The 26,880-nt window shown below is 67.0% G+C and carries 25 protein-coding genes and 1 riboswitch; of the genes, 14 read left to right on the top strand and 11 right to left on the bottom strand.

The genetic code is table 11. From position 1 onward, the window contains the following. The first annotated feature begins 88 nt into the window (after positions 1-88). Positions 89-520, top strand: a complete 432-nt coding sequence (locus ACVOMM_RS13390) for a YkgJ family cysteine cluster protein (RefSeq protein ID WP_053518425.1) — start codon at positions 89-91, stop codon at positions 518-520. 92 nt (positions 521-612) lie between these two features. On the opposite strand, the gene ACVOMM_RS13385 is transcribed toward ACVOMM_RS13390, so the two are convergent. The 4 genes from ACVOMM_RS13385 to ACVOMM_RS13370 all read right to left on the bottom strand — a co-directional run bounded on the left by ACVOMM_RS13385 (position 613) and on the right by ACVOMM_RS13370 (position 5,949). Further along, positions 613-1,503 carry an alpha/beta fold hydrolase gene (locus tag ACVOMM_RS13385; RefSeq protein ID WP_053518424.1) on the bottom strand — a complete coding sequence of 297 codons (891 nt, stop codon included), beginning with the start codon at positions 1,501-1,503 and terminating at the stop codon, positions 613-615. A 61-nt stretch (positions 1,504-1,564) separates the two neighbouring features. Continuing rightward, positions 1,565-2,581, bottom strand: coding sequence for a 3-oxoacyl-ACP synthase III (locus ACVOMM_RS13380; protein ID WP_008264841.1), 1,017 nt, complete (start codon positions 2,579-2,581; stop codon positions 1,565-1,567). A gap of 103 nt (positions 2,582-2,684) precedes the next feature. Next, complete coding sequence (locus tag ACVOMM_RS13375) at positions 2,685-3,002, bottom strand: DUF4156 domain-containing protein (protein ID WP_053518422.1); 318 nt, start codon at positions 3,000-3,002, stop codon at positions 2,685-2,687. A gap of 97 nt (positions 3,003-3,099) precedes the next feature. Beyond that, positions 3,100-5,949 carry a M16 family metallopeptidase gene (locus tag ACVOMM_RS13370; RefSeq protein WP_053518421.1) on the bottom strand — a complete coding sequence of 950 codons (2,850 nt, stop codon included), beginning with the start codon at positions 5,947-5,949 and terminating at the stop codon, positions 3,100-3,102. 415 nt (positions 5,950-6,364) lie between these two features. On the opposite strand from ACVOMM_RS13370, the gene ACVOMM_RS13365 reads away from it, so the two are divergent. Then, entirely contained in the window at positions 6,365-6,841 is a 477-nt protein-coding gene (locus tag ACVOMM_RS13365) for an XAC0231 family protein (RefSeq protein WP_065182052.1), read from the top strand. Between the two features lie 69 nt (positions 6,842-6,910). Further along, positions 6,911-7,390, top strand: coding sequence for a tRNA (cytidine(34)-2'-O)-methyltransferase (locus tag ACVOMM_RS13360; protein ID WP_061479351.1), 480 nt, complete (start codon positions 6,911-6,913; stop codon positions 7,388-7,390). A 141-nt stretch (positions 7,391-7,531) separates the two neighbouring features. On the opposite strand, the gene ACVOMM_RS13355 is transcribed toward ACVOMM_RS13360, so the two are convergent. Beyond that, positions 7,532-8,695 (bottom strand): acyl-CoA dehydrogenase family protein, encoded by a 1,164-nt coding sequence (locus ACVOMM_RS13355; protein WP_043400717.1) that lies wholly within the window; start codon positions 8,693-8,695, stop codon positions 7,532-7,534. Between the two features lie 257 nt (positions 8,696-8,952). Between ACVOMM_RS13355 and ACVOMM_RS13350 the strand changes: the two genes are divergently transcribed. Beyond that, positions 8,953-10,629 carry an electron transfer flavoprotein-ubiquinone oxidoreductase gene (locus ACVOMM_RS13350; protein WP_481526353.1) on the top strand — a complete coding sequence of 559 codons (1,677 nt, stop codon included), beginning with the start codon at positions 8,953-8,955 and terminating at the stop codon, positions 10,627-10,629. Between the two features lie 65 nt (positions 10,630-10,694). After that, the gene (locus tag ACVOMM_RS13345) at positions 10,695-11,096 is read left to right on the top strand and encodes a c-type cytochrome (RefSeq protein WP_053518416.1); all 402 of its coding nucleotides are present in this window, start codon (positions 10,695-10,697) and stop codon (positions 11,094-11,096) included. Here the strand turns inward: ACVOMM_RS13345 and ACVOMM_RS13340 are convergent. Then, positions 11,090-14,692, bottom strand: a complete 3,603-nt coding sequence (locus ACVOMM_RS13340; protein ID WP_481526352.1) for an ATP-binding protein — start codon at positions 14,690-14,692, stop codon at positions 11,090-11,092. The genes ACVOMM_RS13345 and ACVOMM_RS13340 overlap by 7 nt on opposite strands. 75 nt (positions 14,693-14,767) lie before the next feature. Between ACVOMM_RS13340 and ACVOMM_RS13335 the strand changes: the two genes are divergently transcribed. From ACVOMM_RS13335 to pnuC, 5 genes are all read left to right on the top strand, one after another. Next, positions 14,768-15,406, top strand: a complete 639-nt coding sequence (locus tag ACVOMM_RS13335; RefSeq protein WP_053518414.1) for a response regulator — start codon at positions 14,768-14,770, stop codon at positions 15,404-15,406. A gap of 188 nt (positions 15,407-15,594) precedes the next feature. Continuing rightward, positions 15,595-15,978 carry a glycine zipper 2TM domain-containing protein gene (locus tag ACVOMM_RS13330; RefSeq protein WP_253118345.1) on the top strand — a complete coding sequence of 128 codons (384 nt, stop codon included), beginning with the start codon at positions 15,595-15,597 and terminating at the stop codon, positions 15,976-15,978. Between the two features lie 124 nt (positions 15,979-16,102). Continuing rightward, positions 16,103-17,227, top strand: a complete 1,125-nt coding sequence (locus ACVOMM_RS13325) for a phosphotransferase enzyme family protein (protein ID WP_481526351.1) — start codon at positions 16,103-16,105, stop codon at positions 17,225-17,227. 43 nt (positions 17,228-17,270) lie between these two features. After that, positions 17,271-17,365, top strand: a riboswitch (TPP riboswitch). A gap of 70 nt (positions 17,366-17,435) precedes the next feature. Further along, the gene (locus ACVOMM_RS13320; RefSeq protein WP_481526350.1) at positions 17,436-19,625 is read left to right on the top strand and encodes a TonB-dependent receptor; all 2,190 of its coding nucleotides are present in this window, start codon (positions 17,436-17,438) and stop codon (positions 19,623-19,625) included. A gap of 8 nt (positions 19,626-19,633) precedes the next feature. Next, complete coding sequence (gene pnuC, locus ACVOMM_RS13315) at positions 19,634-20,206, top strand: nicotinamide riboside transporter PnuC (RefSeq protein ID WP_053518445.1); 573 nt, start codon at positions 19,634-19,636, stop codon at positions 20,204-20,206. Between the two features lie 16 nt (positions 20,207-20,222). Here the strand turns inward: pnuC and ACVOMM_RS13310 are convergent, their stop codons facing one another. The 3 genes from ACVOMM_RS13310 to ACVOMM_RS13300 all read right to left on the bottom strand — a co-directional run bounded on the left by ACVOMM_RS13310 (position 20,223) and on the right by ACVOMM_RS13300 (position 22,486). Further along, positions 20,223-20,642, bottom strand: coding sequence for a hypothetical protein (locus ACVOMM_RS13310; protein ID WP_481526349.1), 420 nt, complete (start codon positions 20,640-20,642; stop codon positions 20,223-20,225). 73 nt (positions 20,643-20,715) lie between these two features. After that, complete coding sequence (locus tag ACVOMM_RS13305) at positions 20,716-21,690, bottom strand: Dyp-type peroxidase (protein WP_065174161.1); 975 nt, start codon at positions 21,688-21,690, stop codon at positions 20,716-20,718. A gap of 220 nt (positions 21,691-21,910) precedes the next feature. Next, a complete protein-coding gene (locus ACVOMM_RS13300; protein WP_065174160.1) occupies positions 21,911-22,486 on the bottom strand; it encodes an OmpO family porin in 576 nt (191 codons plus the stop codon). A 320-nt stretch (positions 22,487-22,806) separates the two neighbouring features. Between ACVOMM_RS13300 and ACVOMM_RS13295 the strand changes: the two genes are divergently transcribed. Beyond that, positions 22,807-23,331 carry a DUF6622 family protein gene (locus ACVOMM_RS13295; RefSeq protein ID WP_346480086.1) on the top strand — a complete coding sequence of 175 codons (525 nt, stop codon included), beginning with the start codon at positions 22,807-22,809 and terminating at the stop codon, positions 23,329-23,331. Between the two features lie 34 nt (positions 23,332-23,365). Here the strand turns inward: ACVOMM_RS13295 and arsH are convergent, their stop codons facing one another. Continuing rightward, on the bottom strand, positions 23,366-24,106 hold the full coding sequence (gene arsH, locus ACVOMM_RS13290; RefSeq protein WP_481526348.1) for an arsenical resistance protein ArsH: 741 nt from the start codon (positions 24,104-24,106) through the stop codon (positions 23,366-23,368). Between the two features lie 17 nt (positions 24,107-24,123). Here arsH and ACVOMM_RS13285 point away from each other — a divergent pair, with 17 nt between their 5' ends. The 3 genes from ACVOMM_RS13285 to arsB are packed head-to-tail and all read left to right on the top strand — an operon-like array spanning position 24,124 to position 26,056. Then, the gene (locus ACVOMM_RS13285; RefSeq protein WP_053518034.1) at positions 24,124-24,453 is read left to right on the top strand and encodes an ArsR/SmtB family transcription factor; all 330 of its coding nucleotides are present in this window, start codon (positions 24,124-24,126) and stop codon (positions 24,451-24,453) included. A 38-nt stretch (positions 24,454-24,491) separates the two neighbouring features. Further along, the gene (locus ACVOMM_RS13280) at positions 24,492-24,995 is read left to right on the top strand and encodes an arsenate reductase ArsC (RefSeq protein WP_065182163.1); all 504 of its coding nucleotides are present in this window, start codon (positions 24,492-24,494) and stop codon (positions 24,993-24,995) included. Between the two features lie 14 nt (positions 24,996-25,009). Next, a complete protein-coding gene (gene arsB / locus ACVOMM_RS13275) occupies positions 25,010-26,056 on the top strand; it encodes an ACR3 family arsenite efflux transporter (protein WP_459062550.1) in 1,047 nt (348 codons plus the stop codon). An 82-nt stretch (positions 26,057-26,138) separates the two neighbouring features. On the opposite strand, the gene ACVOMM_RS13270 is transcribed toward arsB, so the two are convergent. Next, positions 26,139-26,663 (bottom strand): transporter, encoded by a 525-nt coding sequence (locus ACVOMM_RS13270; protein ID WP_128989278.1) that lies wholly within the window; start codon positions 26,661-26,663, stop codon positions 26,139-26,141. Between the last annotated feature and the right edge of the window lie 217 nt (positions 26,664-26,880).

The raw sequence follows: 26,880 nt of genomic DNA, 5'->3' as shown, positions 1-26,880 counted from the left end.
CTTACGGAATTTCTTGCGCGGCGGCTCACTTCGTGGAAAATCCGCAGCCTCGTTCCCGATTCCGACTGCCGCCCGAGGCGGCTTGCCCATGCAACACCCCTGCATGACCTGCGGCGCCTGCTGCACCCAGTACCGCGTGGCCTTCCACTGGATGGAATCGGACGAGGTCACCCCGGGCGGCGTGCCCCACCAGCTGACCGAAGTGCTCGACCCGCATCGCCTGTGCATGCGCGGCACCCACTCCAAACCGGTGCGCTGCGTGGCACTGGATGCGCAGATCGGCGTGTATTCGCGCTGCACGATCCACCCCAACCGGCCCAGCGTGTGCCGCGAAGTGGATGCCTCATGGGAGTACGGCAAGGCCAGCCCGCAGTGCGACAAGGCCCGCATCGCCTACGGCCTGGACCCGCTGACGCTGGCCGACTGGCGCTGGCGCGACGAGGCGGACAACGACGACGATCATCCGGACGACAACGGCAGCAGCCCGTCGTCTCCGCCGCAGGCGCCGATCGCGGCGTGACGGTCGGGGTCGGTCCCGTTTCCGGCACGGAAGGGCTCTGACTCCCTGTACGACAACGCCGGGCATGGCCCGGCGCTACCGAGGGGATCCGATCAGATCGGGTTCGCGTCCAGGAAGGCGCGGATCTCCGGCACCAGCACCTCGTGCTTGTCTTCCAGCACGTAGTGGCCCGCGTCCTTGAAGGCATGCACCTGGGCCTGCGGCAGCGCCGCCTGGAAGCCCTGCAGGAAATGGTGGTCGAACACGAAGTCGCGCAGGCCCCAGCCTATGAAGGCCGGGCGATCGGCAAACGACGGCAGCGCCTTGCCTGCACGCTCCAGCAGCGACCACGCCTTGTCGGCCGGGCCCAGCGGAATGTCCTGCATGAAGCGGATGGTGCTGATGCGGTTGGCATAGCTGTTGTACGGCGATACATACGCGCGGCGCACGTCGGCGGGCATCTTCCGCTCAACGCCCAGCCACGATGCGCCGGCGGAGAAGGCATTGAAGGTGCGGATGATCCACTCGCCGATCTTCCAGTGCCGTCCGAGCGCGATCTGCCACGGCATCTTCTTCGCTGCCGGCATCGGGAACGCGGCGGTGTTGAGCACCACCAGCCGCTTGACCTGCGCGTGGTGCGACAGCGCCCAGCCAAAGCCGATCATGCCGCCCCAGTCGTGCACGGCCAGGGTCACCGGGCCGGTGATGCCCAGGTGCCTGAGCAGCGCATCCAGGTCATCCACGCGCGATTGCAGCGTGTACGCATAGCCACGGTCATCGGGCTTGTCCGACAGGCCCATGCCGATGTGGTCGGGCACGATGCAACGGTACTTGTCCGACAGGCCGGCCACCAGCGTGCGCCAGTAATAGCTCCACGACGGATTGCCGTGCACCATCACCACCACCTCACCGTCGCGCGGGCCCTCGTCGAGATAGTTCATCGACAGGCCGGGGCGAACCTCGAAGCGTTGGGGATGGGCGGGGTAACCGGGAAGCTTGGACATCGGGTCGCACCTGTAAAAAGGGCCGGTAGTACCGGCCCCAGGATTCAACGCAGGGGTCTGTTTACCAGACCACTTCGGCCATCGAGCAGTTCAGGCCCGAGCCGATGCCCAGAAGCGCGATGCGATCACCCTTCTTCAGCTTGCCCAGCTGCTTGAGCTTGCTCAGCACGATCGGTACCGACGCCGGGCCGATGTTGCCGTGCTCGCCGAAGATGGTCATGACCTTCTTCGGGTCGATGCCGAAGTTCTTGATGAATGCTGCGGTGTGCGGCTGGCTGACCTGGTGGATGACGAACTGGTCCAGTTCTTCCACCGCCCAGCCCAGCGCGATCTTGGCCGCAGTGAACGTCTTCTGCGCCAGCTTGATGCCTTCGATCAGCAGCAGGCGGGTGTCGGTCACCATGCGGTCCAGGTTGCCCAGGCACAGCTGGTTCCATTCGGTCGCCGAACGGGTGACGCCGCCCTTGTAGCGCGGGGCATCCGGCACCAGTTCCGAGCGCGCCATCACCATGGCGGCAGCGCCCGAACCGGTGGTCAGCGCCGCCAGTTCGTTGCGGAAATCGTCGGCGGTGACGTCCGGCGCGGTCATGCGCTCCAGCGTCTTCTCGTACACCAGGTTGGCGGTTTCGCCATCCACCACCAGCGCATAGTCGATGTCACCGCGCTCGATCATGCGCGCCGCGATGTCCATGCCGTTGATGAAGGCCAGGCAGGCATTTGCGACATCGAACGTCATGCATTCGTCGCTGACACCCAGATTGCCCGAGACGATGGAGGCCGTGGACGGCTCCAGGTAGTCGCGGCTGACCGAGGTATTGACCAGCAGGCCGACCTGGGTGGCTTCGATGCCGGCATCTTCCAGTGCCTTGCGACCGGCCATGGTGGCCGCGTCCGAGGCCAGCACGCCGTTGTCCCACAGGCGGCGGGCGTGGATGCCGGCGATATCGCCGAGCACGTCGGTGCGGATGCCCAGCCGGTCCAGCGTCGGCTGCAGGCGTTCGTTGATTTCCTTCGTCGTCAGCGTATGAGGCGCATCGACGTGTGCCAGGCCGGCGATCGAGACATTCTTGAAGAGCATCGAGGTTAGCGCCAAGGCTCAGGCAAAAGGGGGCGCTATTCTATAACCCCCCGGGCCTTCACCGCATCTTTACGAATTCAGGCTTGCCCGTATGGTGAAGGATTCAGCGCGGCGGGCACTGGAAGGCGGCAAAGCGCTGGCTGCCATCGGCCGGCGGTGCGGCGGCCTGTACGGCATTGGCGCCGGCGCTGGGGGCCTCGTTGCGGGCCAGCGTTTCCAGTTCTTCCTGCACGCGCAGCGGGTTGCGGTTGTAGAAGCCGACCTTGCTCTTCACGGTGACCACCACCTCGCCCTTGGTGATGCAGCCGGTCGGCGCCGGCCCGGCCGGCAGCACGCGGACGGTCTTCCCGGCCGGTTCGATCGGCACCCAGGTACAGGCGGTGACGGTGAGCAGCAGGGAGGAAAGCAGCAGAACGCGCATGGGCAGATCCTGGAAGGGTATGAGGGGGATTCTGCCTGAACCGCCTGAATCGAGGGTAGCCGGGAGGCCTGCCCGCCGTGGCGGGCAGGCCTGTCCCTTACTTCTTGACCGGCTTGCCTTCGGCATCCAGCACGGTCACCTCGCCCAGGTTCAGCGCGCGCACGGCCGCCTCGGTCTGCTTGAGGTCGCCCACCACTACCCAGGTCAGCGCCTGCGGCTTGATCTCGGCCGCAGCCTGCTGCACCTGGGCCGGCGTCATCGCCTCGATCTCGGCCTTGCGACGCAGCACATAGTCATCCGGCCGCTTGAACTGCACGATGCTGCTGATGGTCGCGGCGACCGCACTGGCGGTCTCATAGGCGCCCGGCAGGCTCAGCGTCTGGATGTTGCGGATGCGGTTGACCTCGGCAGCGGTGGCCGGCTTGCTGCCCGTGCTGAACTCGACGATTTCCTTCTGCATCTCGGCCAGCGCCGGGCCGGTCTTGTCGATCTGCACGGGGGCACTGGCCGCCCACGGCCGCTGTCCGACCGAGTTCGGCGCACTGCTGCGCGCGCCATAGGACCAGTGCTTGTCCTCGCGCAGGTTCATGTTCAGGCGCGAGGTGAAGTCACCGCCGATCACACCGTTGGCGATATCGAAGCGGGTCGAGCTGGCGTCACTGGACGGCGGCACCACCTGGCCGGCGAACAGGTTTGCCTGCACCGCACCCGGCTGATCGATCAGGAACACGCGCGGGCCCTTCGGCAGCGCCACATCGGTGGCCGCCTTCACCTGCGGCGCATCGCCCGTGGCCTTCCAGTCGCCCAGCTGCTTGTCCAGCAGGGGCACGATCTCGGCCAGCGTGGTATCGCCAACCACGATCAGGGTGCCATCCTGCGGGCGCAGCCAGTCGCGGTGGAAGTCGACCAGATCCTCGCGGGTGAGGCTGCTGATGGCCGCTTCATCGCCGCTGCCAGTGAACGGAATGGCGTACGGATGGCCTTTGCCGTACAGCAGCGGCGGCAGCACGCGCATGGCCACCGCGTTCGGGTTGACCTTCTCCTGCTGGATGCCGGCGATCCAGGTGGCCTTGACCCGGTCGATCTCGGCCTGTTCGAAGCGCGGCTCGCGCAGCAGATCGCGGTACAGGGCCAGCGATGGCACCAGGTTCTCCTTCAGTGCCGACAGGTCCACGGTCACCGAATCCAGGCCGGCACCGGCGTCCAGGCTGGCACCCAGCGCATCGGCGGCATCGGCGAAGGCCAGCGAGCCGAGCTTGCCGGCGCCTTCGGTCATCAGGTTCATGGTGAAGTTGGCGGTGCCCGGCTTGCGGCCCTGGTCGGCGGTGAAGCCACCCGGGAACTGGTAGCTGAACTGCACCACCGGAATCTCGTGGCGCTCGGCCAGCACCACCTGGGTGCCGTTCTTCAGCGTGGCGCGCTGCAGGGCGGGGAACTTCAGCTGCGGGAATTCACGGGTCTGCGGCACGCCGGCCTTGCGGTCCACCTGCTCCGGCAGAGTGCTGTACTTCGGGTCCACCGCCGGCACGTTGAACGGCTTCGGCGCCTGTGAGGGATCTTCCTTCAGCGCCACGCGCTCGCCCGGTTCGACCACCAGCGTGTGGCTGCCGACGTCCAGCCACTGTGCGCCCAGGCGCTTCAGGTCGGCCGCGGTCGCCTTGTCGATGTTGGCCAGCGACGTGCGGAAGCAGCCCGGGTCGCCGGTGTAGACCGCGCATTCGGCCAGTGCGTCGGCCTTGCCACCGAAACCACCGATGCGCTCGATGCCGCGGATGAACGCTGCGCGCGAGCCGGTCTTGGCACGCGCCAGCTCGTCGGCCGTGGGGCCCTCCTTGATCAACCGGTCCAGTTCTTCGTCGATGATCTTCTCGACCTTGGCCGGATCCTGGCCCTGCTTCACCGTGGCCATGACGATGAAGTTGGAACCCAGCTGCGAGGCGTAGGCGCCGGCGCTGATGTTGTCCACCAGCTTGTCCTGGTGCTGCAGTCGCTGGCTCAGGCGCGAGGACTTGGCGCCGCCGAGCACATAGGCCAGCAGCTGCAGCTGGTCGACGTCGGTGGTGCCGACCTGCGGCACGTTCCAGGCGCGGTAGATGCGCGACTGCGGCACCTTGTCGGTCATCGTCTCGCGGGTGTCGGCCGGGCGCTTGGCCACGTCGACCTTCGGCTGCGCCATGCTCGGACCGGCCGGGATGCTGCCGAAGTAACGGGCCACCTTCTCCTTGGCGGTGGCCACGTCGATATCGCCCGCCAGCACCAGCACCGCGTTGTTCGGGCCATACCAGGTGCGGAACCAGGTCTTGACGTCATCCAGCGAGGCCGCGTTGAGGTCGTTCATCGAGCCGATCACGCTGTGGTGATACGGGTGGCCGGCCGGGTACATCGCACGGTTGAGCTTCTCCCAGGCCTGGCCGTAGGGCTGGTTCTCGCCCTGGCGCTTCTCGTTCTGCACCACGCCACGCTGCTCGTCCAGCGCCGCCTGGTCGATCGCACCGAGCAGATGGCCCATGCGGTCCGACTCCATCCACAGCGCCATGTCCAGCGCGGTGGTCGGCACGTTCTCGAAGTAATTGGTGCGATCGGTATTGGTGGTGCCGTTCTGGCCGGTGGCACCCACCTGCTTGAACGGTTCGAAATACTCGCCGTCGTGGTTTTCGCTGCTCTGGAACATCAGGTGTTCGAACAGGTGGGCGAAACCGGTGCGGCCCGCAGGCTCGTCCTTGCTGCCGACGTGATACCAGACGTTGACCGCCACGATCGGCGCCTTGCGATCGGTATGCACGATCACGCGCAGCCCGTTGGGCAGGGTGAACTGCTCGAACGGAATATCGACCTTGGCCGGCGTGACCGTCTTGGCCGCCAGTGCAGGAGTGGGCGCGAGCGTGCCCAGGGCAGTGCTGAGGGCAACAGCGAGCAGTGCAGCACGCGGGCGCAGGGCGAGAGACATTTCCGGATCCTTGGTCACGTTGGTGAAGCCCGATCCTAGCGCGCCCATCCGGGGCCCGGAATCCGCCAGCAGTCACTGGGGGTGTTTGCCCCCGTAGCCGTTCAGGGCCTTGTCGGCGGCCCCCGACAGCAGTCACGTCTCCCCCGCCCCTGCGTCCGGACAGTGTCCGCGCCCCCTCGGATGGACAGGTGTCCGCCCCGCGGACACTTTCCGACGGGAGAAAAACCCTTTCAAATCAATGATTAAAAGTTGGCACGGGGTTTGCTTGGTACTTCCTGCGCCAAGAAGGGCTTCAGACAAAAGCTGACTGAAGACTGAACAAATGCAAGAAATCGAAAATTTCCCTTGCATCCCCCGAATTGGTGTTCTACCTTACTACCACACCACCGCTCAACAACACTAAACAGGCCCCGTCATGAACGCCAAGACCATTGCCATCGCCATCGCCCTGATCGCCGGCACCGCGGTTGTTTCGTCGGTGCAGGCCTCCGAATCCATCAAGACCCTGGCCACCGTGCAGGTTCGCCCGGCCGCCGACCAGCTGGCCCAGCAGGCTTGGGAACAGGCCAGCGGCATTCCGACCCTGGCCACCGTGGAAGTGCGCCCCAGCGCCGACCAGCTGGCCGAACGCGACGGCTTCACCGCCGCCCCCGTCGCCGCCGCCCTGCCGATCACCACCCTGGCCGCGGTGGAAGTGCGCCCGAGCCTGGAACAGCGCGTCGCCCTGGCCGCCGAACTGGAAGCACAGCGCTACGCCGCCACCCTGGCCGCCGCCGCCACCAGCGTCGCCAACCAGGTGATCGTCAACCTGCCGACCCTGCAGGTGCGTCCGAGCGCGGCCGACCTGCAGGCCCTGGCCACCGAAACCGCCCAGGTCCTGCTGCGCCCGTAAGCGGTGCCGCCCTGCCCCGCGCAGGGCGCGCGCCGTAAAGCAGGCCGCCGTCGCAGGTACACTGCGCCGATGAATGCCGCACCCCAGTTCCACGTGATCCTGTTCCAACCGGAAATCCCGCCCAACACGGGCAATGTGATCCGGCTCTGCGCCAACACCGGCGCGCAGCTGCACCTGGTCGAGCCACTCGGCTTCGCACTGGAAGACAAGCAGCTCAAGCGCGCCGGCCTGGACTACCACGAGTACTCGCGCCTGCAGGTGCATCCGGATCTGGACACCGCGCTGGCGCGGATTGCACCGAATCGGTTGTTCGCACTCAGTACCCGCGCCAGCGTGCGCTACGACAGCGTGGCCTTTGAAGAGGGCGACGCCTTCCTGTTCGGCCCGGAAAGCCGCGGCCTGCCGCAGGACGTGCTCGATGCACTGCCGGATGGCCGCCGCCTGCGCCTGCCGATGCGGCCGGACAACCGCAGCCTCAATCTTTCCAACACCGTTGCCGTGGTGATGTATGAAGCCTGGCGGCAGCACGGGTTTGCCGGCGGCGCGTGAGAGGAAGCAGCCGAGCATGGGCTCGGCTCTACACGTACGTGTGACCTGCTTATGGTGGGTGCGGACCTTGGTCCGCACCGATGCCCGGATGCGCGCCGAGGAAATGTGCCGACCAAGGTTGGCACCCACCGGAACCCGCTGTCAGAACGCGTTGATGCCGGTCAGTTCGCGGCCAATCACCAGCTGGTGCACGGTCTCGGTGCCTTCATAGGTGATCACCGATTCGAGGTTCAGCGCGTGCCGGATCGCCACGTGTTCGGTGGTGATGCCAGCCCCACCGAGCAGATCGCGACACTCGCGGGCGATATCGATGGCCATGCGGCAGTTGTTCCACTTGGCCAGGCTGACCTGCTGTGGCTGCAGCTGGCCGGCTTCCTTCAGGCGGCCCAGCTGCAAGGCCAGCAGCTGCGCGGTGGTGATGCGGCGGGCCATCTCGGCCAGCTTGATCTGCGCGCTCTGCGTGGCCGCCAGCGGACGACCAAACAGCACACGCTCCTTGGCATAGCCCAGCGCTTCATCCAGGCAGGCAATCGCCGCACCGATCGGCCCCCAGCTGATGCCGTAACGGGCCTGGGTCAGGCAGCCCAGCGGTCCCTTCAGGCCCTTCACGTTCGGCAGGCGGTGGCTGTCGGGCACGCGCACATCGTCGAAGAACAGCGCGCCGGTCAACGAGGCGCGCAGGCTCATCTTGTGCTTGATTTCCTGCGTGGTGAAACCGGCCATGCCCTTCTCCAGCACGAAGCCCTGGATGCCGTCCTCGGTCTGTGCCCAGACGATGGCCAGGTCGGCCACCGGGCCGCTGGTGATCCACATCTTGCTGCCGCTGATGCGCCAGTCGCTGCCGTCGCGTACCGCTCGGGTCTTCATGCTGGCCGGGTCGGACCCACCGTGCGCCTCGGTCAGGCCGAAGCAGCCGATCAGTTCGCCGCGTGCCATCGCCGGCAACCACTGCTGGCGCTGTTCCTCGCTGCCGTACGCGTAGATGGGATACATGCACAGCGAGCTCTGCACCGAAACGAAGCTGCGCAGGCCCGAATCGCCGCGCTCCAGCTCCTGGCAGATCAAGCCATAGCTGACCGCGCCGAGGCCACCGCCACCGTATTCGGCCGGCAGTGTCGCGCCGAGCAGGCCCAGCGATGCGATCTCCGGTACCAGTTCAGACGGAAAACGGGCCTGGTCGAAGGCATCGCCGATGATCGGCAGCACGCGCTCGTTGGTGAAGCGGGCGACACTCTCCTGCACCGCACGCTCTTCCTCGTTGAGCAGGGAACGGACATCGAACAGATCGTACGGATGCAAAGCCATGGCACTCACACGCAGTCAGGACCCGGCCATTGTCGGTCATCCGGGCAGCGCGTGCCGACCAGGGTTAGCCCCCACCAGGGCTGAGGCACTACGCTGCGCTGCAGCAATCGTGCGGTGAACGGCGTCTATCTAGCTCGATCACGCCCGTCCCGGTACCCTGACACATTCAAACAACCGTTTCGCCGTGGCTGCACGCGCGATTTCCAGGCAACCGCCGGTGGCCCTGCCACCGGCACTACCCACGAGTCATGCAATCGATGAGCGCTGAAGCCAACGCCCTGCCCCCGCGTGAAGTAATGGAGTTCGACGTGGTGATCGTCGGTGCCGGCCCGGCCGGCCTGGCCACCGCGATCCGCCTGCGCCAGCGTGCGATCGAAGCCGGCCGCGAACTGTCGGTGTGCGTGCTGGAGAAGGGCTCCGAGCCCGGTGCACATGTTCTGTCCGGTGCGGTGATGGACCCGCGCGCCCTGACCGAACTGTTCCCGGACTGGGCCGAACGCGGCGCACCGCTGAAGCAGAAGGTCACCCGCGACGAGTTCCTGTTCCTCAGCGAGACCGGGTCGCGCAGCACGCCCAATGCGCTGCTGCCGGAGTGCTTCCACAACGAAGGCAACTACATCATCAGCCTGGGCGAAGTGACCCGCTGGCTGGCGCAGCAGGCCGAGGCGCTGGAGGTTGCGATCTTCCCCGGCTTCGCCGCCGCCGAGGTGCTGTACGGCGACACCGGCGAAGTGATCGGCGTGGCCACCGGCGACATGGGCATCGAGAAGGACGGCAGCATCGGCCCGGCCTTCGAGCGCGGCATGGCGCTGCATGCGAAGTACACGATCTTCGCCGAAGGCGCGCGCGGCCACCTTGGCCGCCAGCTGATCGCCCGTTACAGGCTCGACGAAGGCAAGGACCCGCAGGCCTACGGTATCGGCATCAAGGAACTGTGGCAGATCGACCCGGCCAGGCATGAGCCGGGCCTGGTGGTGCACGCCGCCGGCTGGCCGCTGGACAGCGACACCTACGGCGGCGCGTTCCTGTACCACGCCGACGGTGGCAAGGTCGCCATCGGCTACGTGGTCGGCCTGGACTACAAGAACCCCTGGCTGAGCCCGTTCGAGGAATTCCAGCGCTTCAAGACCCATCCGGATATCCGCAAGCATCTGGAAGGCGGTACCCGCATCGGCTACGGCGCGCGTGCGATCACCGCCGGCGGCCTGCTGTCGCTGCCGAAGACGGTGTTCCCCGGTGGCGCGCTGGTCGGTTGCGAGGCCGGTTATCTCAACGCCAGCCGCATCAAGGGCAGCCACGCCGCGATCAAGACCGGCATGCTGTGCGCCGACGCCGCGTTCGACGCGCTGGCCGCCGATCGCCAGCACGATGAACTGAGCGCCTATCCGCAGGCCTTCGAAGCCAGCTGGCTGTTCACCGAACTGCAGCAGGCCAAGAACTTCAAGCAGTGGTTCAAGAAGGGCCAGACCGTGGCCACGCTGATGACCGGCGTGGAGCAGTGGCTGCTGCCGAAGCTGGGCGTGCGCAACCCGCCGTGGACGCTGCACCGTACGCAGCCGGACCACGCCTGCCTGGAGCCGGCGGCCCAGCACACCCGCATCAGCTACCCGAAGCCGGACGGGGTGCTGACCTTCGACCGTCTCAGTTCGGTGTTCCTGAGCAGCACCAACCACGACGAGAACCAGCCCAGCCACCTGACCCTGAAGGACCCGAGCATTCCGGTGAAGGTGAACCTGGCCGAGTACGCCGGCCCGGAAGCGCGCTACTGCCCGGCCGGCGTGTACGAGTTCGTTGGCGAAGCCGACAACGCACGCCTGCAGATCAACGCGCAGAACTGCGTGCACTGCAAGACCTGCGACATCAAGGATCCCACCCAGAACATCGTCTGGGTGACCCCCCAGGGCGGCGGCGGCCCGAACTACTCGGGCATGTGACCGCAGCGGGCTGCGACCGCGTGTCGCAGCCCGGCCCGCGGCGGCCACGGCTATCCTCTCCGCCCATGCGTGCCTTCCGTCTGCTCCCTGCCCTCGTCCTGCTGCTGGCGTGCAGCGGCTGCCAGCGCACGGCCACGCCACCGGCCACGCCTGAGCAGGCGCGACAACAGGCGATGCAGCGCGCATTCGAACTGTGTGCGGGCTGCCACACGGTGCAGGCCGGTGGCATCCACCGGTTCGGCCCCAACCTGCACGGTGTGATCGGACGCCGCGCTGGCAGCCTGCCCGACTATGGCTATTCGCAGGGCATGCGCCGGGCCGACATCGTCTGGACCGCGCAGACCCTGGATGCCTTCCTGCAGTCACCAACGCAGCAGGTGCCCGGCACGCGCATGTACAACGCGTTTCCCAGCGCCGAACGACGTGCGCTGGTGATCGCTTACCTGCAGCAGCAGTCCGCTCAGTGAGACAGCCCCTGCAGCTGCTGCTGCAGGCGTGACAGGAACGCCTGGACCTCGGCGAACAACGGCGCGCTGTCCACTTCTCCGGCGTCTTCCAGGCGTTCGACCAGGGCATTGGCCTGCGTTGCCAGCGCGTGCGCGCCCACCGCCCCGAGCCCGCCGGCCTGGCGATGCAGGTGCAGGGCGGCGGCCTCGCGGTCGCCGGCCTGCACCGCACGCTGCACGGCCGCGATATCCACCTCGCTGGCCTGCAGCAGGGTGGCGGCCAGCTGCACGGCGACCGCATGCGAACCGAAGCGCCGCTGCAGGCCCGCCAGGTCCAGCGATGCGTCGCCCTCCACCGCTGCGGACGACTCGGCGGTCGCCTCCGGTGCCACGGACGCCTGCGGCAGCCATCGCATCAACGCCGCGCGCAGCGTAGCCAGCGACAACGGCTTGGCCAGCACCTCATCCATGCCGGCCTCGCGGCAACGTCGCGCGTCGTCGTCCAGCACGCTGGCCGTCAATGCCAGTACCGGCATGCGCGCCTGGCCCTGGCGGCCTTCGCGCTCGCGCAGCAGGCGGGTGAACGCAAAGCCATCGAGAACCGGCATGCGGCAATCGGTGATCACCAGGTCGAAGCGTTCCGACGCCACCCGGTCCAGCGCCTGCTGGCCATCACTCACCAGCACGTGCGGAAGGCCCAGCTGCTGCAGCCGCCAGGCCATCATCGCCTGGTTGGTCGGATGATCCTCGATCACCAGCACGCGGCTCTGGCGCAGCGCGGTCGGCAGCAGCGCCGCCTGCTCGTGCTCGCTCGCCAGCACGGCGACGTCCTCGATGCCGGCTTCCACCAGCGACAGACGCACCTCCGCGCGGGTGCCCTCGCCAAGCGTGCTCTGCAGGGTCAACGTGCCGTCCATCATCTGCACCAGCCGCTGGCAGATGCTCAGGCCCAGGCCGGTTCCGCCATGGTCGCGCTGGATGTATGCACCGGCCTGGGTGAACGGCGCGAACAGGTGCTGCAGCTGTTCCGGCGCGATGCCCATGCCGGTATCGATGACGCTCAGGCACAACGGCTGGCTGCCATCGGCGGTGGTCGGCCCGAGCACCTCCAGCCGCAGCCACACATCGCCCTGCGCGGTGAACTTGATGGCATTGCTGAGCAGGTTGAAGACGATCTGCCGCAGGCGCACGCCATCCACTTCATGCGCCGCAGCCAGCTGCGGATCGATCTGCACGTGCAGGGCCAGGCCACGCGCGCTGGCCTGCGCCGACATCAGCCGGCACACGCCTTCCAGCAGGGTCCGCAGTGACAATGGCACCGGTTCCAGGCGCAGCGCACCGGCTTCGATGCGCGAGTAGTCGAGGATGTCATCGAGGATCTGCCGCAGCATCTGCGCAGAATCCTCGATCACGGCAAGGATGCGCTGCTGTTCTGCATCCAGCGGCGAGTGCGCCAGCACTTCCAGCATGCCCAGTACACCGCTCATCGGCGTGCGGATCTCATGACTCATCGTGGCCAGGAAGCGTGATTTGGCCTCGGCCGCCTGTTCCGCCTCGATCTTGGCCGCCGCCAGCGCATCGGCCTGTACGCGTGCCTGGGTCACGTCCACCCAGTAGCCGCTCCAGGTGACGGCGCCGGCCTCGGTGGCGTAAGGGTGAGCCTGGCTGCGTACCCAGCGCGCGGGCGTGCCGTCATCACCCGGCAGCAGGCGGAACTCGAAGGCCAGCGGCGCGAACTGGCGGGCCGCCTGGTCGATGGCCTTCAGCACGGCCTGGCGGTCGGTGTCCTCGATCCGCGCCAGCAGCGCCTGCGCATCCTGCTCGGCACGCTGCCGCGGAATGCCGAACAGTGCCTGCAGGTCGCCGGCGATGAAGGGGAAGGCCAGGCTGCCGTCCGCGTCGCGACGTGCCTGGTAGACCACCGCAGGCAGATTGTCGGTGACCTCGGCCAGGCGCTGCTCCAGATGGCGGCGACCGGCCACCTCCCGGCGCAGCCGCCAGTGACCGACGCCATGCACCACCGCCCCGGTCAGCAGCACCAGCAGCAGCGGAAGCCCCCAATGCAGCACGGCGTCCCAGTCCACGCCACTGCGATATTCCACGGCCAGCCAGTCGCCCCGCAGCGCCTCATGCTCCCGCGGTGACATCTGCAGCAGCAGGCGGTCGAAGGTGGTCGCCAGGGCGGCATGGCGACGGTCGACAGCCAGCGCCAGCTGGTCGCCGAATCCGGCCGGCGCAAGGATCTGCAGACGGCCCGGGAAGCGGTTGCGCAACAGGTGATCGACCAGGACCAGGTTGCCCACGTAGGCATCGGCCTCGCCATTGGCCAATCGCTGCAACGCCTGCTCGCCACTGCGCGCGGGAATGATCTTTGCCCGTGGCGCCTGCTGCAGCACGTAGCCGCGCAGGCGTTCCGGGTCGGACAGCAGCACGCGCTTGCCCTGCAGATCGGCCAGCCCCAGGATCGCCGGGCTGTCGCGCGTGCCGACGATCACGCTCGGCACGCTGATGAAGGGCTGGCTGAACACCCAGTCCGGCCCCAGGTAGCGCGAATCGGTGGGAATGCCCATCACCGCCTGCACCTCACCCTGCAGCGCCTTCTCGCGCACCTCGAACCAGTCGTGGCTGGTTTCCACCTTCAGGTTGGCGCCGACCTGGATCAGCCGCCGCAGGTACTCGCTGGTCAGGCCGCTGGGCTGGCCGTCGTCGTCGGTGAACGAAAGCGGCGCGGCATTGGGCGCAAAGGTGATCTTCAACGGCTGCTGCAGCACGCGCTTTTCGGCCTGGCTCAGGGCCAGCTGCGCCGACGCGGACCATTCCGGAGGCCGCAGCCAGCGCTGGGCCAGCGCGTCCCGCTGCGCCTGGCTGGTGGCAGCCAGCGCAAGATCCAGCGCCTCGGCCAGCGGTTGCTTGCTGTTGGGGACGCCGAAGTGCGCCCGCTCCGGCGGCAGATCGCTGGGCCGCAGCAGCACCACTCCCTTCAGCTGATGGGCCGCGATCAGCTCGGTGGCGACATAGGCATTACCGATATAGACGTCGGCCTTGTCGTCTCTGACCATCTGCAACGCCGCCAACGTGCCATTTGCGACAAGTTGTCGAGCGCGTGGAAATCGTGCACGCACCTGCGGTGCGGTCAGGAAATCCTGCTCGATCACGACGCGCAGTCCGTCAAGATCCGGCATCTCCGAAGCACGCAGGTCTCCAGGTCGTCCGACCACCGCCAGCGGCGCTTCGACATAGGCCGAGGTGTAGACCATGCAACGGGTTCGGTCGGCACTCAGGCCGATGTTCATGACCACATCGATCTCGCCCCGGCATGCCGCGTCCAGCACGGATGTCCAGTCCGGATAGCGGCGTGCCTCGACTTTCACGCCCAAACGACGAGCCAAAAGCGACAAGTAGTCCGGTCCCAGGCCGACCTGCTGGCCTTCGTGGATCGACTCGAAAGGGGGCCAACCGCTGTCATACTGCCCGACGACGATGCGAGGGTGCGCGGTCAGGTATTCGCGTTGCAGGGGACTCAACGGCAATGGGCCGGGCGCGAGTTGCGCCCAAGCGACGGCAGGACCCAACATGGCCAGCAGCAGGACCCGCCCGCGAACAGCCCAGCTACGCATCGGCGTTGATCTCCTAGAATCCTGCCAGGAGCCGCGATGGTCGCGGCCCGGCGTGCCCGGTGGTCATACTAGAGCATGAGCTTGCGCATCATCATCGCAGACGACCACCCCGTGGTCCGTATCGGAACCCGCGCCGTCATCGAGTCCAGCGGCGTTGGCCAGGTCGTCGGTGAAGCCGACAGCGCCCAGGCGCTGATGGCGCTGCTGACCAGCCAGCCATGCGACCTGCTGGTCACCGACTATTCGATGCCCGGCAGTCCCCAGGCCGATGGCTTCGCCATGATCGGCATGATCCGGCGCCGCCATCCCGACCTCAAGGTGCTGATGCTCAGCGTTTCCAGCAACCTGGCGATCCTGCGCATGGTGCTCGACAGCGGCGTGCTCGGCCTGGTCGACAAGAGTTCGTCGATGGACGAGCTGCCGCAGGCGATCCAGGCGGTGAACCGCGGCCAGCTCTATATCAGCCGCAGCCTGCGCGAGCGGGTCGAGGCCGCCGGCAGCTGGCGCATGCGCGAAGGCGACGGCAAACCGCTGTCGCCGCGCGAACTGGAAGTGCTGCGGTTGCTCGGCACCGGCATGACGGTGAAGGAGATCTCGGTGCAGCTGCACAAGAGCGTCAGCACCATCAGCCGGCAGAAGGGCGATGCGATGCTGAAGCTGGGCCTGAAAGGCGATGCGGAGCTGTTCGACTATCTGCGTGACGGCAAAATCTGAATCCTGTCCATCCGGCCATTGAACTTTCAGGCAGGCTTCATGCCTCCTGACGCTAGATGAATACGCACGCCGCCCAGTGGCCCACGCAATGTTCCGGCAATCTCCGGGCGCCAGCGTGGTCACTACGGCAGCCAGGGCGCCCGCGCCCTCCCTGCCCACCGTGGCATGCCCCTACAGGAGAACCGAACATGCTCAGTACTTCCGCTCTCAGCTTCCGTGGCGTGGCGATGGCCCTGGCCCTGCTGGCCGGTGTCGCCGTGGTCAGCGACGCCAGCGCCATGTCGAGGAAGGACAAGCGCACCGTCGTCGGTGCGGTGGTGGGCGGCGTCGCCGGCCACCTGATCTCCAATGGCGATCCGGCCGCCACCGTCGGCGGTGCCGTGGCCGGCGGCGCGATCGGCAACCTGACCACCCCGGACCGCCACGACCGTCGTTATGACCGCCGCTACGACCGCGGCTACCAGCGCGGCTACCACCGGGGCTATGGCTATCGGGACCGCGGTCATGACCGCCGCTGGCGCGACAGCGACCGCCGCTACTACCACGACCGCGGTCGCCACCGCGGCTGGTAACCCTCGCCGGCACTGCCCGGCATCACCGGCAAACGGGCGGGTCGATGACCCGCCCGTTTGCGTCCGGGCCGTCCATGGCGTTGAATGCGCAGCCCTGGATGACTCCTTTGCCCCCGGCCCCCGCATGACCTCCACCGCCCACCGCGTGCAGGGCCTCAACAACGATGAGGTCGCTGCCGACTGGCCCGCGATCGATGCAGCCGAGGTTGCCTGGCTGGCCCGCCGTTATCCGGTGCTGGACGCGGACAGCGCCCTGCGTTGGCACAGCCCCCGGCCGTTGTCGGCCGCCGCGCTGGTCGAGGGTACCCGCGGCCGGGTGTTCATCAAGCGCCACCACCGCAGCGTGCGCAGTGCCGCCTGCCTGCAGGAGGAACACCGCTTCATCGCCCATCTGGACGCTGCCGGCGTGCCGGTGGTGAAGGTTCTGCCCACCGCCGGAGGCGACAGCGCCATCGAGCATGGGCCTTGGACCTATGAACTGCATTCACCGGGGGTGGGTGACGATCTGTACCGCGACGCCGCCTCCTGGACGCTGCTGACGGACATCGCACGGGCGCGTTCTGCCGGACGCATGCTGGCCCGGCTGCATCAGGCCGCCGCCAGCTACCAGGCCCCACAGCGCAGCACGCATGTCCTGGTGGCACGCGACGAGCTGATCCGCGCCGCCGACCCCATCAGCGCGCTGGAAGCGGGTCTTCCCGACCGCCCGGGACTGGCGCGCTACCTGGCGCGGATTCCGTGGCAGGCGCAGCTGCGCCGCGACGTCCTGCCCTGGCATGCCGGCCTGGCCGAGCGCCTGTCCGCCGAGCCGCCGCTGTGGGCGCACAACGACTGGCATGTCTCAAACCTGCTGTGGCGCGGCGACGACGTCAGCACCGTGCTGGATTTCGGCCTCGCCTCACCCACCAGCGCGCTGTTCGACCTGGCCACCGCGATCGAGCGCAATGCCGTGGCCTGGCTGGAGCTGGAGCGGGGCCATGAGGCGGTGCGCATCGACATCGCGCTGGCGCTGCTCGACGGCTACCGCGAAGTGCTGCCGTTGTCGGCCACCCGCCTGCACCTGCTGGCGGACCTGCTGCCGATGGTCCACTTCGACTTCGCACTGTCCGAAGTGGAGTACTTCGAAGGCATCACCGGCTCGACGGCGAACGCCGATGTCGCCTGGTATCCCTTCATGCTGGGCCATGCCGCGTGGTTCGCCAGCGCACCCGGCCAGGCCCTGCTGCAGGCGCTGCATGCCGCCGCCTGAAGGGCATCGGCTCGCAAATCCCTGCCATCTGTAGTGAAATAGCGGCCTGAAGCGGGGGTGCCTGGATCTGCAGGCTGAGAGAGTCCCTTGGAACCTGATCCGGTTTGCACCGGCGTAGGGAGCTTTGAGCCGCAACCACACCCCCGTTCCGGGCCGGTGCACCTGCGCGCCGTCGCTTCGTCTCCCCTGTTGTCCGAAGACGAATCGAATGAACCGCTGCCTGCGTCCCACCCTGCTCGCTCTCGCCCTCTGTGCCGCGCTGCCACTGCATGCCAGCGAGGCTGGAGCCTCCCCCGACCTGGCAGCCGACAGCGGCGAACGTTCGCCCACCGAGCTGGCAGCGGTCCGCGTGCAGGCCGGCAGGCCGGCGGCCGACAGCGCGCGGGTCAGTGCATTCGGCGCCGGATCCTGGAAGGACACCCCGGCCTCGGTGAACGTGCTCGAACGCGACTACCTCGACCGTCGACAGGTGCGCTCGTTGTCCGAACTGGCCAGCAATGACGCCTCGCTCGGTGATGCCTACGCGCCGGTGGGCTACTACCAGAACGTCGCCATCCGCGGCTTCGCGCTCGATGCCGCCACCGGCTACCGCTTCAACGGCCTGGCCATCGCCGGCGAGCAGCGGCTGGCGCTGGAGAACGTGCAGGCGGTGGAGATCCTGAAGGGTGAAGCCGGCCTCGCCGCGGGCGTGATGGCGCCCGGCGGCATCATCAACTACATCGGCAAGCGCCCGGCGGAAGTGCGCGCGGCTACCCTCGGCACCGATTCGGAAGGCTCGCGCTATGCCGCCGTCGATGTCGGCCACTGGATCACGCCGCGTTTCGGCATCCGCCTCAATGCCGCCTGGGAGGGCAGCGAGTCCTACGTCGAGCACGCCGACGGCCGCCGCAACTTCTATTCGCTTGCAGCGGACTGGCTGATCGGCGAGCGCGGCAAGCTGGAAGTGGACGCCAACTACCAGACCAGTTCGCAGCGCTCGGTGTCCGGTTACCAGCTGCTGGGCGCACGTGAGCTGCCTCGTGGCGTCGACCGCGAGCACCTGCTGGGCTATCAGCCGTGGCAGCGCCCGGTGGAAATCGCCAGCACCAACATCACCGCCGTACACACCTACGACTTCAACGAGCGCTGGCAGTCGCGGCTGTCGGTGGGCCACAGCCGCTCGGTCATCGACGACAACGTCGCCTTCGCCTATGGCTGCTACTACGCCGACGCGTGCGCTGATGGCAGCGTGCCCGGCAACTACTTCGCCCCCAACGGTGACTACGACATCTACGACTACCGCAGTCCGGACGATACCCGCCGCAACCAGCAGGCACGTGCCGAGCTGCGTGGCCGCTTCGACACCGGCAGCGTCGGCCACCAGCTGACGGTCGGCGCCGACACGTTCCGCCGCACGGTGGACAGGCGACCGAGCGTCAACGAGTACGTAGGCAGCAGCAACATCCACGACACGCGAGTGCCGGTGTACGAACCCTCGCCGCTGATGCCCGGCCCGTCCGCGCGGCGCCTGGACAGCCGCCAGACCGCCGTGTTCGCGCTGGACCGCATGCAGTTCGGCGATGACTGGCAGTGGCTGGCCGGTGGCCGCTTCGTCCGCCTGGACGAGCGCGCGTACGACAAGCGCGGCACGCCGCAGCGGCACAGCCGGCTGTCGCGCTTCCTGCCGCAGACCGCGCTGGTATGGAAGGCCACCGACCAGCTCAATGCGTACGCCAGTTATGTGCGCGGCATTGCGCTGGGCCAGGAGGCACCGTTCTGGACCTCCAACGCCGATGCCTTCCTGCCGGCGGTGCAGTCACGGCAGCTGGAAGCCGGCGTCAAGTACGTGCCAGCTGCGTCGCTCACCCTGGGCGCCGCGCTGTTCCGCATCTCGCAGCCCTACCAGTACGCCATGCCGGATGACAGCGATGCCGGTTACACCTTCGTCGAGCGCGGCACGCAGACCCATACCGGCCTGGAGCTGACCGCCAACGGCCAGCTGACCGATGCGCTGCAGATCGTCGCCAGCGCCAGCGTGCTGCAGGCGCGTGCACGCGATACCGGCACGCCGGGCCAGGAAGGCCATCAGCTGGTGAACGTGCCGAAGGTGCGTGCCAGTGTGCACCTGGCCTACGCACTGCCGTTCGTGCAGGGCCTGGATGTCACCGGTGGCTGGCGCTATGCCGCCGCCAATGTGGCCCGTGCCGACGGCGGCGTACGCGCGCCGGACTATTCGGTGTTCGATGCCGGCCTGCGCTTCCGCCACCGCGTGCATGAGCGCGCCGTGACCTGGAACCTGTCGGTGGACAACGTGTTCAACCGCTTCTACTGGCGCGACACCGGCAGCAGCGGCGGTGACTACTACCTGTTCCCCGGCGCACCGCGACAGGCACGCCTGTCGGTGACGTTCGCGCTGTGAGCGGCGCCGTGCTCGAGTGGACCGCCGCGCTGTGCAGCGTGCTGGGCGTATGGCTGATGGCGCGCCGGCGGCTGGCAGCGTGGCCGGTCGGCCTGCTGTCGGTGGCGCTGTACGGCCTGGTGTTCGCCGAGGCCAGGCTGTACTCCGACACGCTGCTGCAGGTCGCCTTCGCCGGCTTCCTGGTCTATGGCTGGATCAACTGGCGCCAGCACGCCGCCGATGAGGGCAGCATCCGCATTGTGCCGCTGGCACGCGGAAAACTGCTGCGTGACCTGATCATCGGCCTGTGCGGTGGCGTGGCGCTGGGCACGGTCATGCACACCTTCACCGATGCCGCGCTGCCATGGCTGGACGCGATGCTGACCGCCCTGAGCCTGGTCGGCCAGTGGTGGCAGGCGCGCCGCCATGTGGCGTGCTGGTGGGTGTGGATCGGGGTGGACGTGGTCTATGTGGGCGCGTACCTGTTCAAGTCGCTGCACGTCACGGCCGCGCTGTATGTGTTCTTCCTGGGGCTGGCGGTATTCGGCCTGCGCGCCTGGAGTGCGGCGGCGCGGGAGCGCGAGCTGCTGCCGGCGCGGTAGTGCCGCGCGGTACACCTCACTTCGGCTGCAGCACCAGCCCCAACCGCAACGGCTGGCGCATGTCGCCCGGTGGCGCCGACGACAGCGGCGCCGACTGCAGCGTCGCGCGCAGATCCGCGTCCGCCTGCGCATCGCCGAGACTGTCGAATTCCAGTTTCGCGATGCGGCCATCGGCTGCGATCCAGAGGCTGACCGGCAGCGGCGTGGGCACCTGTGGGTGCGCCTGCAGCCAGGCCAGCACACGCTGCGCCTTCGGGTCCTGCGCCTGCTGCAGGCGCTGCTGCAGCTCACTGCCTGCCGTGGCGGCGTAGGCCATCCAGTGCGGTGGAGCCTCATCGGCCGAGACGGCCCCGGCGCCGCCCAGCGCCAGAAGGCCGATCAGCGATGCCAGCGGTCGCCACCAGCGGCGACGGTCGGCGCGAAGTACGGATTCCATGGCAGCACCCTCATGCAGTCGTCCAGCGCTCCATCGTCGACGGCGCGGATGACAGGCAGATGGCGGGCAGGCATCACCCGCCCAGGTCGGCCAGCACCTTGCGCGAAGGCGCGAAGAAGGTCACGCCGGTCATCGCGGTGGAGAAGTCCAGGATGCGGTCATGCAGCGGCGCAGGGTTGCCGATGAACATGCGCTCGAGCATCTTCTCGATCACCCACAGGCGGCGCGTGTAGCCGATGAAGTACGTACCGTATTCACCGCGCCCCGGATTGGCGAAGGGCATGTTGTCACGCAGGATGTCGTGCTCGCCGTCGGCGTCCTCGATGGTGCACAGCGTCTTGTGCGACTTCTGCGCGTCGGCCGGTGCATCGTCCAGCTCGGTGTTGTCGTGCTTGGTGCGGCCGATGATCGCCTCCTGCACCTCGGTCTTCTGCGCGCGCCATGCGTCGAGGTTGTGCAGGTACTTCTGTACCACCACGTAGCTGCCGCCGGCATGCGCGGGATCCTCGTCGCCGACGATCGTAGCGTCCGGCAGCGACAACCCTTCCGGATTGGCCGTGCCGTCAACGAAATCGAGCAGGTCGCGGCCGTCGAAATAGCGGAAGCCGGCCACCTCATCGACCGTCTCCACCGCATCGCCGAACGCCATCAGCAGGTTGCGCTCGAACGCCACGATCAGGTCCATCGTGCGTGCCCGGATGTGGTACAGCAGATCGCCCGGGGTCGACACCGCGGTGTGGGTGGCGCCCTTGATCTCGCGGAACGGATGCAGCTCGCGCGGCGGCGTGCTGCCAACCAGCGGCTGCCACACACGGTGGCCGATCGCCACATTGCAGGTGAAGGTCCGTTCGATCTCGCGGATGGCCGTGTTCTTGATCAGGTCATCGGTGCTGGCCAGCACGTCGCGTACCTTCGCGATCGAGTCCGCATCATCCTTCACCTTCAGCACCAGGAAGGCGGCCGAGTGGGTCAGCGGCGCAGTGATCTGCTGCGGCTCGTTGTCGAGCGTGTGATTGAGGGCGGTGATCGGTGCGGGCTGGGAATTCACGGCAGTTCCTGCGGGCTTGAGGCGGGCGCATCGCGCATGGTGCAGCGATGTGCGGGCGATCATAGCGGAACGGCTTCCGCTGCGACGGAGCGGTTCTCAGTCGCGCGCCAGCCGCTTGGGGCGCAGAAAAGTGAAGCCCGGCGCGAGGCCGGGCTTCGATGGCGTGCGGGAGAGAGAGAGAGTCACACGCCAGTTACACGCACTAACGACAGAGCGTTTCTTACCAGGTGAAGCGCGGGCCGACGAACCACTCGCGGTCGCCCGCCTTGGCCAGCTTCACTTCGCCACTCAGGCCCCAGTTCTGGTTGAACTTGGCGGTGGCACCGACGCGGCCGTAGAACTCGCCGTCCGGGTTGTAGCCGTGCTTCTTGCTGAAATCTTCGTAGCCGGCCAGCGCGTAGCCTTCCAGGTACGGGTTGAACGCGGTGCGCACGCCCACTTCAGTGGAGTAGCCATTGAAGTCCAGGCCGCGCTTCTCGTCGTACTTCTGATAGGCCACGCGGGCCACCAGGTCGGTGTTCGGCGCGATGCCGTAGTTGTAGCCGACACCCAGGCGCCACTGGTCGACGTCATTCTTGAAGCGGTCGGTTTCCTGCGCGCTGTAGTCGCCGAAGATATGGAAGTTCGGGTGGACGGCCACCGAGCCCTTCACGCCCCAGCCATCGGCGTCGCCGCCCTTGGCATCGGTGTTCACGTAGCCGCCTTCAACGTAGTTGTACGACAGGCCATCGGCAGCCGATGCAGCGAACGGCAGGGCAGCCAGCAGACCCAGGGCAAGCAGCGAATTCTTGTTCATCGGGACACACCTTTAATTATTTTGGTTTCGTCGACCGCCTCCCGGGAGGGGGAGAGAGGAGAGGCGGTCGACAGGTGTGAATTATCCGTTTGTTGGCGAAATCAGCCCTGAATATTGAACTGACCGGTACATGAATGAAGTTGCTGTTCAGGGAACTCCGGGGCTGGTCGACAGCAGCATGCTGCTGCATGCCAGCGCCACCTACCCGTCATGTCCCTTCAGGCGGCTGACACCTGTCACTGGTTCGGGAAGGCTCCGGCGCGAATAGTACGCGTCACCGCCCGGCACCACTGCGCCGGCACTCACCAAGGGGACCTGTCATGAGCCTGTTCCAGCAACTCCTTTCGCATACTCCGATCTGGGTCTGGGTGCTGATGGTGTTTCTCATCACCCGGGGCATCGCGGCCATGAAGCCCGGCGAAACCTCGTTGCCTACGCTGGCGATCGTGCCGGCGGTGTTCGCGGCATGGGGGGTGTGGTCCATCAGCCACCGCTACGGCGCATCGTGGTCGGCCTGGGGCGAGTGGCTGGTCGGCGTCGGCGCAGGAACGGGCCTGGGTTGGCTGTTGCTGCGCCGGGCCCGCGTGGCCATGAACAGTGCGACGGGGCGGCTGTGGCGCAGCGCGGATTACAGCCTGCTGCCGCTGCTGCTGATCACGTTCCTGGTGAAGTATGGCTTCGAAACGGCGCTCGCAGTGTCGCCCGCGCTGAGCGCGAACGCAGGTTTCAGCGCTGCCTACCTGCTGCTGTCCGGTGGTTTCACCGGCATCTTCATCGGCCGCTACTGCCGGTATCTGTCGGCGGCACGCCTTGAGGGGCACAGCCGGATGGGGGCTGCCAGCTGAGGCGGGTGCACCCGGGAGGCGTCGCGCAGTGCCGTCACCCGGTGCCGGCTGCGGTCGTCGCCCCTGCGGCCTGCGCCAGCGCTGCCGCTGCAGCGTCACCCTTGCGCTCGCTGTAGCGATCCACCAGGTAGTCCGCCCGGCCCCGCGTCAACAGGGTGAACTTCACCAGTTCCTCCATGACATCCACCACCCGGTCGTAGTATGGCGAGGGCTTCATTCGTCCGTCCTCATCGAACTCCTGCCAGGCCTTGGCCACCGAAGACTGATTGGGGATGGTCAGCATGCGCATCCAGCGCCCCAACACCCTCAGGGTGTTGACGGTGTTGAACGATTGGGAGCCGCCACTCACCTGCATCACGGCCAACGTTCTGCCCTGCGTGGGCCGCACGCTGCCGTCCTCCAGCGGCAGCCAGTCGATCTGGTTCTTGAACACGCCGGTGACGGTACCGTGCCGTTCCGGGCTGACCCACACCTGCCCCTCAGACCACTGCGACCACGCGCGCAGCCGCTGCACTTCGGGGTGGCTCCTGTCCACGCTGTCCACCATCGGAAGCGCATGCGGATCGAACACCCGGGTTTCGCAACCCAGATACTGCAGGAGCCGCTCGGCTTCCAGGGCCAGCTTGCGGCTGAACGACTGCGGCCTCAGCGAACCGTAGAGCAGCAGGATGCGGGGCGGTCCCAGATTCCCCGCGGCGAGCAGGCTGGGGTCGGGCTGGGGCAGCGAGGCTTCCCTCAGATTCGGCAGCTGGGTACTTGCGATCGCCTTATTCATTCGACTATTCTAGAAATATGGAAACGTCAAATGCAATCGTCGCGCTCACCGCGTTGGGCCACGCCACCCGCCTGGCGGCCTTCCGCCTGCTGGTGGAAGCCGGTCCAGCGGGGCGCGTGGCCGGTGACATCGCGGCGGCCCTGCAGGTGCCACCGGCCACACTCAGCTTCCACCTGAAGGAGCTGGTACAGGCCGGCCTGGTGGAGAACGAGAGCCAGGGCCGCAATGTCTGTTACCGCGCCAACTTCGCCGCCATGACCGGCTTGATCGAGTACCTCACGCACAACTGCTGCGCGGGTTCGCCGAGCGAGGAGTGCGGGCCCACTGCGCCCGCATGCAAGTGCTGAAGCCCGATCCCACCTCCTGCCATCACAACGACTGCACCATGACACGCAACGTCCTGTTCCTCTGTACCGGCAACAGCGCCCGCAGCGTCCTTGCCGAGGCCACGCTGCGAGCCTGGGGCGCTGAACGTTTCAATGCATTCAGCGCAGGCAGCCACCCCACCGGCCAGGTCAACCCATTCGCACTCGCTCAGCTGCAGGCCGAAGGAATCACCATCGATGGGCTGCGCAGCAAATCGTGGGATGAGTTCGTGGATGCTGCGCCCATGGACCTGGTGATCACCGTGTGCGATTCGGCCGCGGCAGACGCCTGCCCGGTGGTGTTTGGCGACTTCATTCGCAGCCACTGGGGCCAGCCGGATCCCGCCGCAGTTGCAGGCAGCGATGCCGAGAAAGCAGCCGCATTTGCGCGCGCGCATGCCATCGTAAAATCGCGGCTGCGTGCGTTGATCGATCTGCCCGGATCGTTGTGGTCCGACCGCGAGGCAATGCAGAACGCTCTGGATCAGATCGGCCGGTTGCAGCCGACCGACAGCACACCGTGACGGCGCCCGCGCGCATGCGCCTGTTCGAGCGCTACCTCACCCTGTGGGTCGCGCTGTGCATCGCGGCCGGTACCCTGCTGGGACACCTCCTGCCCGGCGCCTTTGCGGCACTGGCGTCCGCCGAAGTGGCCAAGGTCAACCTGCCGGTCGCGGCACTGATCTGGCTGATGATCATCCCGATGCTGCTGAAGGTCGACTACGGCGCAATGCGCCAGTTGCAGCAGCACTGGAAAGGCATCGGCGTAACGTTGTTCATCAACTGGGCGGTCAAGCCCTTTTCGATGGCACTGCTGGGCTGGGTATTCCTGCGTCACCTCTTCGCGGAATGGCTGCCAGCCGGCCAGATCGACAGCTATATCGCCGGCCTGATCCTGCTGGCAGCCGCGCCCTGCACCGCGATGGTGTTCGTGTGGAGCAACCTGTGCCGCGGCGATGCGAACTTCACGTTGAGCCAGGTCGCGCTGAACGACGCGATCATGGTGGTGGCCTATGCGCCGGTGGTCGCGTTGCTGCTCGGCATGTCCGCGATCACTGTTCCGTGGGACACCCTGCTGCTGTCAGTGGGTTTGTACATCGTTGCACCTGTCGGTGTTGCCACCCTGCTGCGGCGCTGGATGCTTTCGCGCAGCGGCGAGGCCGGTCTGCAGCTGGCGCTGACCCGACTCGGCCCGGTTTCGCTGTCGGCCCTTCTACTGACACTGGTGCTGCTGTTCGGCTTTCAAGGTCAGCAGATCGTCGAGCAGCCGCTGGTCATCGCGCTGATCGCCGTGCCCATCCTGATCCAGGTCTATTTCACTTCGGGCCTGGCCTATCTGCTCAACCGTCGTCTGGGCGTCGCCCATTGCGTGGCCGGCCCGTCGGCGCTGATCGGCGCGAGCAACTTCTTCGAGCTGGCGGTCGCCACCGCCGTCGGGCTCTTCGGTGTGCATTCGGGCGCCGCACTGGCCACCGTTGTCGGTGTGCTGATCGAGGTGCCGGTGATGTTGTCGGTCGTTCGTATCGTGAACCGTACTGAAGGCTGGTACGAGAGGCAGGGTGCGGGTGACCGCGGGCAGTCGTAGAGGGGCGATGCCTGCTTCTGGGCGGAGGCGGAACCCCGATCTCCTTGCGCGTCTCCACCGGCGCGCGCTGTCGGCAGGGCAGTTACCGGGACGGAGGCTTCGGAAACAGCAACCTGGGGGTTGCGGATAGTAGCCAGGCTGCCATGGCAGCCCCATATGCGAGTACGCCACCCACTAAACAGGTGCCGAACAGGCTACCGGTGAACAGTCGGTACACGCTCCGGCCGCGACCAGCAGCGTCATCTCCCACAGCAAGCACGATCACCGGCAGCATGATCATTCCGGTGCAGAGAATGAGCGAGAAAAGGCCCAGCAACCAACGCTTTCCGCGGGGGTTCCAAGGAACCGGATAGTGTGAGAGCAGTTCTCTCATTCGAAGAAACAACGTCGGAACCAGGAACACGTACATCAGTCCCACGTACAACGACGTGCGTGCATCGACATCGCTCGCAGTGAAGACCGATTGAGGATAGACGCCTGTCCGATGAAGCAACTCCGCGCAGGCGGTGAGTGCAACGCTCATTGCCATTGCAGGCCAGAACAACCTCGAGACTTTGGACCACTGTGCATCACGCTGTTGTTGCTTCCCATCGGTCAACCCCGGCATCAGACGTCTCCTGCGCAGCTGTGCTGACGACAACGAAAGAGGGAAGAGCATGCGCCGCAACGATGCGCATGAAAGCCAAAGGGGGATGGGAACACTGCCCAGGCATGAGCATCGTCTGGGGCTTGTTCGCCCAAGGCCGAGGAGACAACGCAGTCTCTCTTCAGTCCTGTAGTCCTCGAACCCGAAGTCCAACGCCCGTCGAGGGTCGCTTGCGGCC

This window comes from Stenotrophomonas sp. STEN009 (assembly GCF_056760395.1).
Note: the sequence above shows the minus strand (reverse complement) of the source record. Positions and strands in the feature narration are given on the sequence as shown.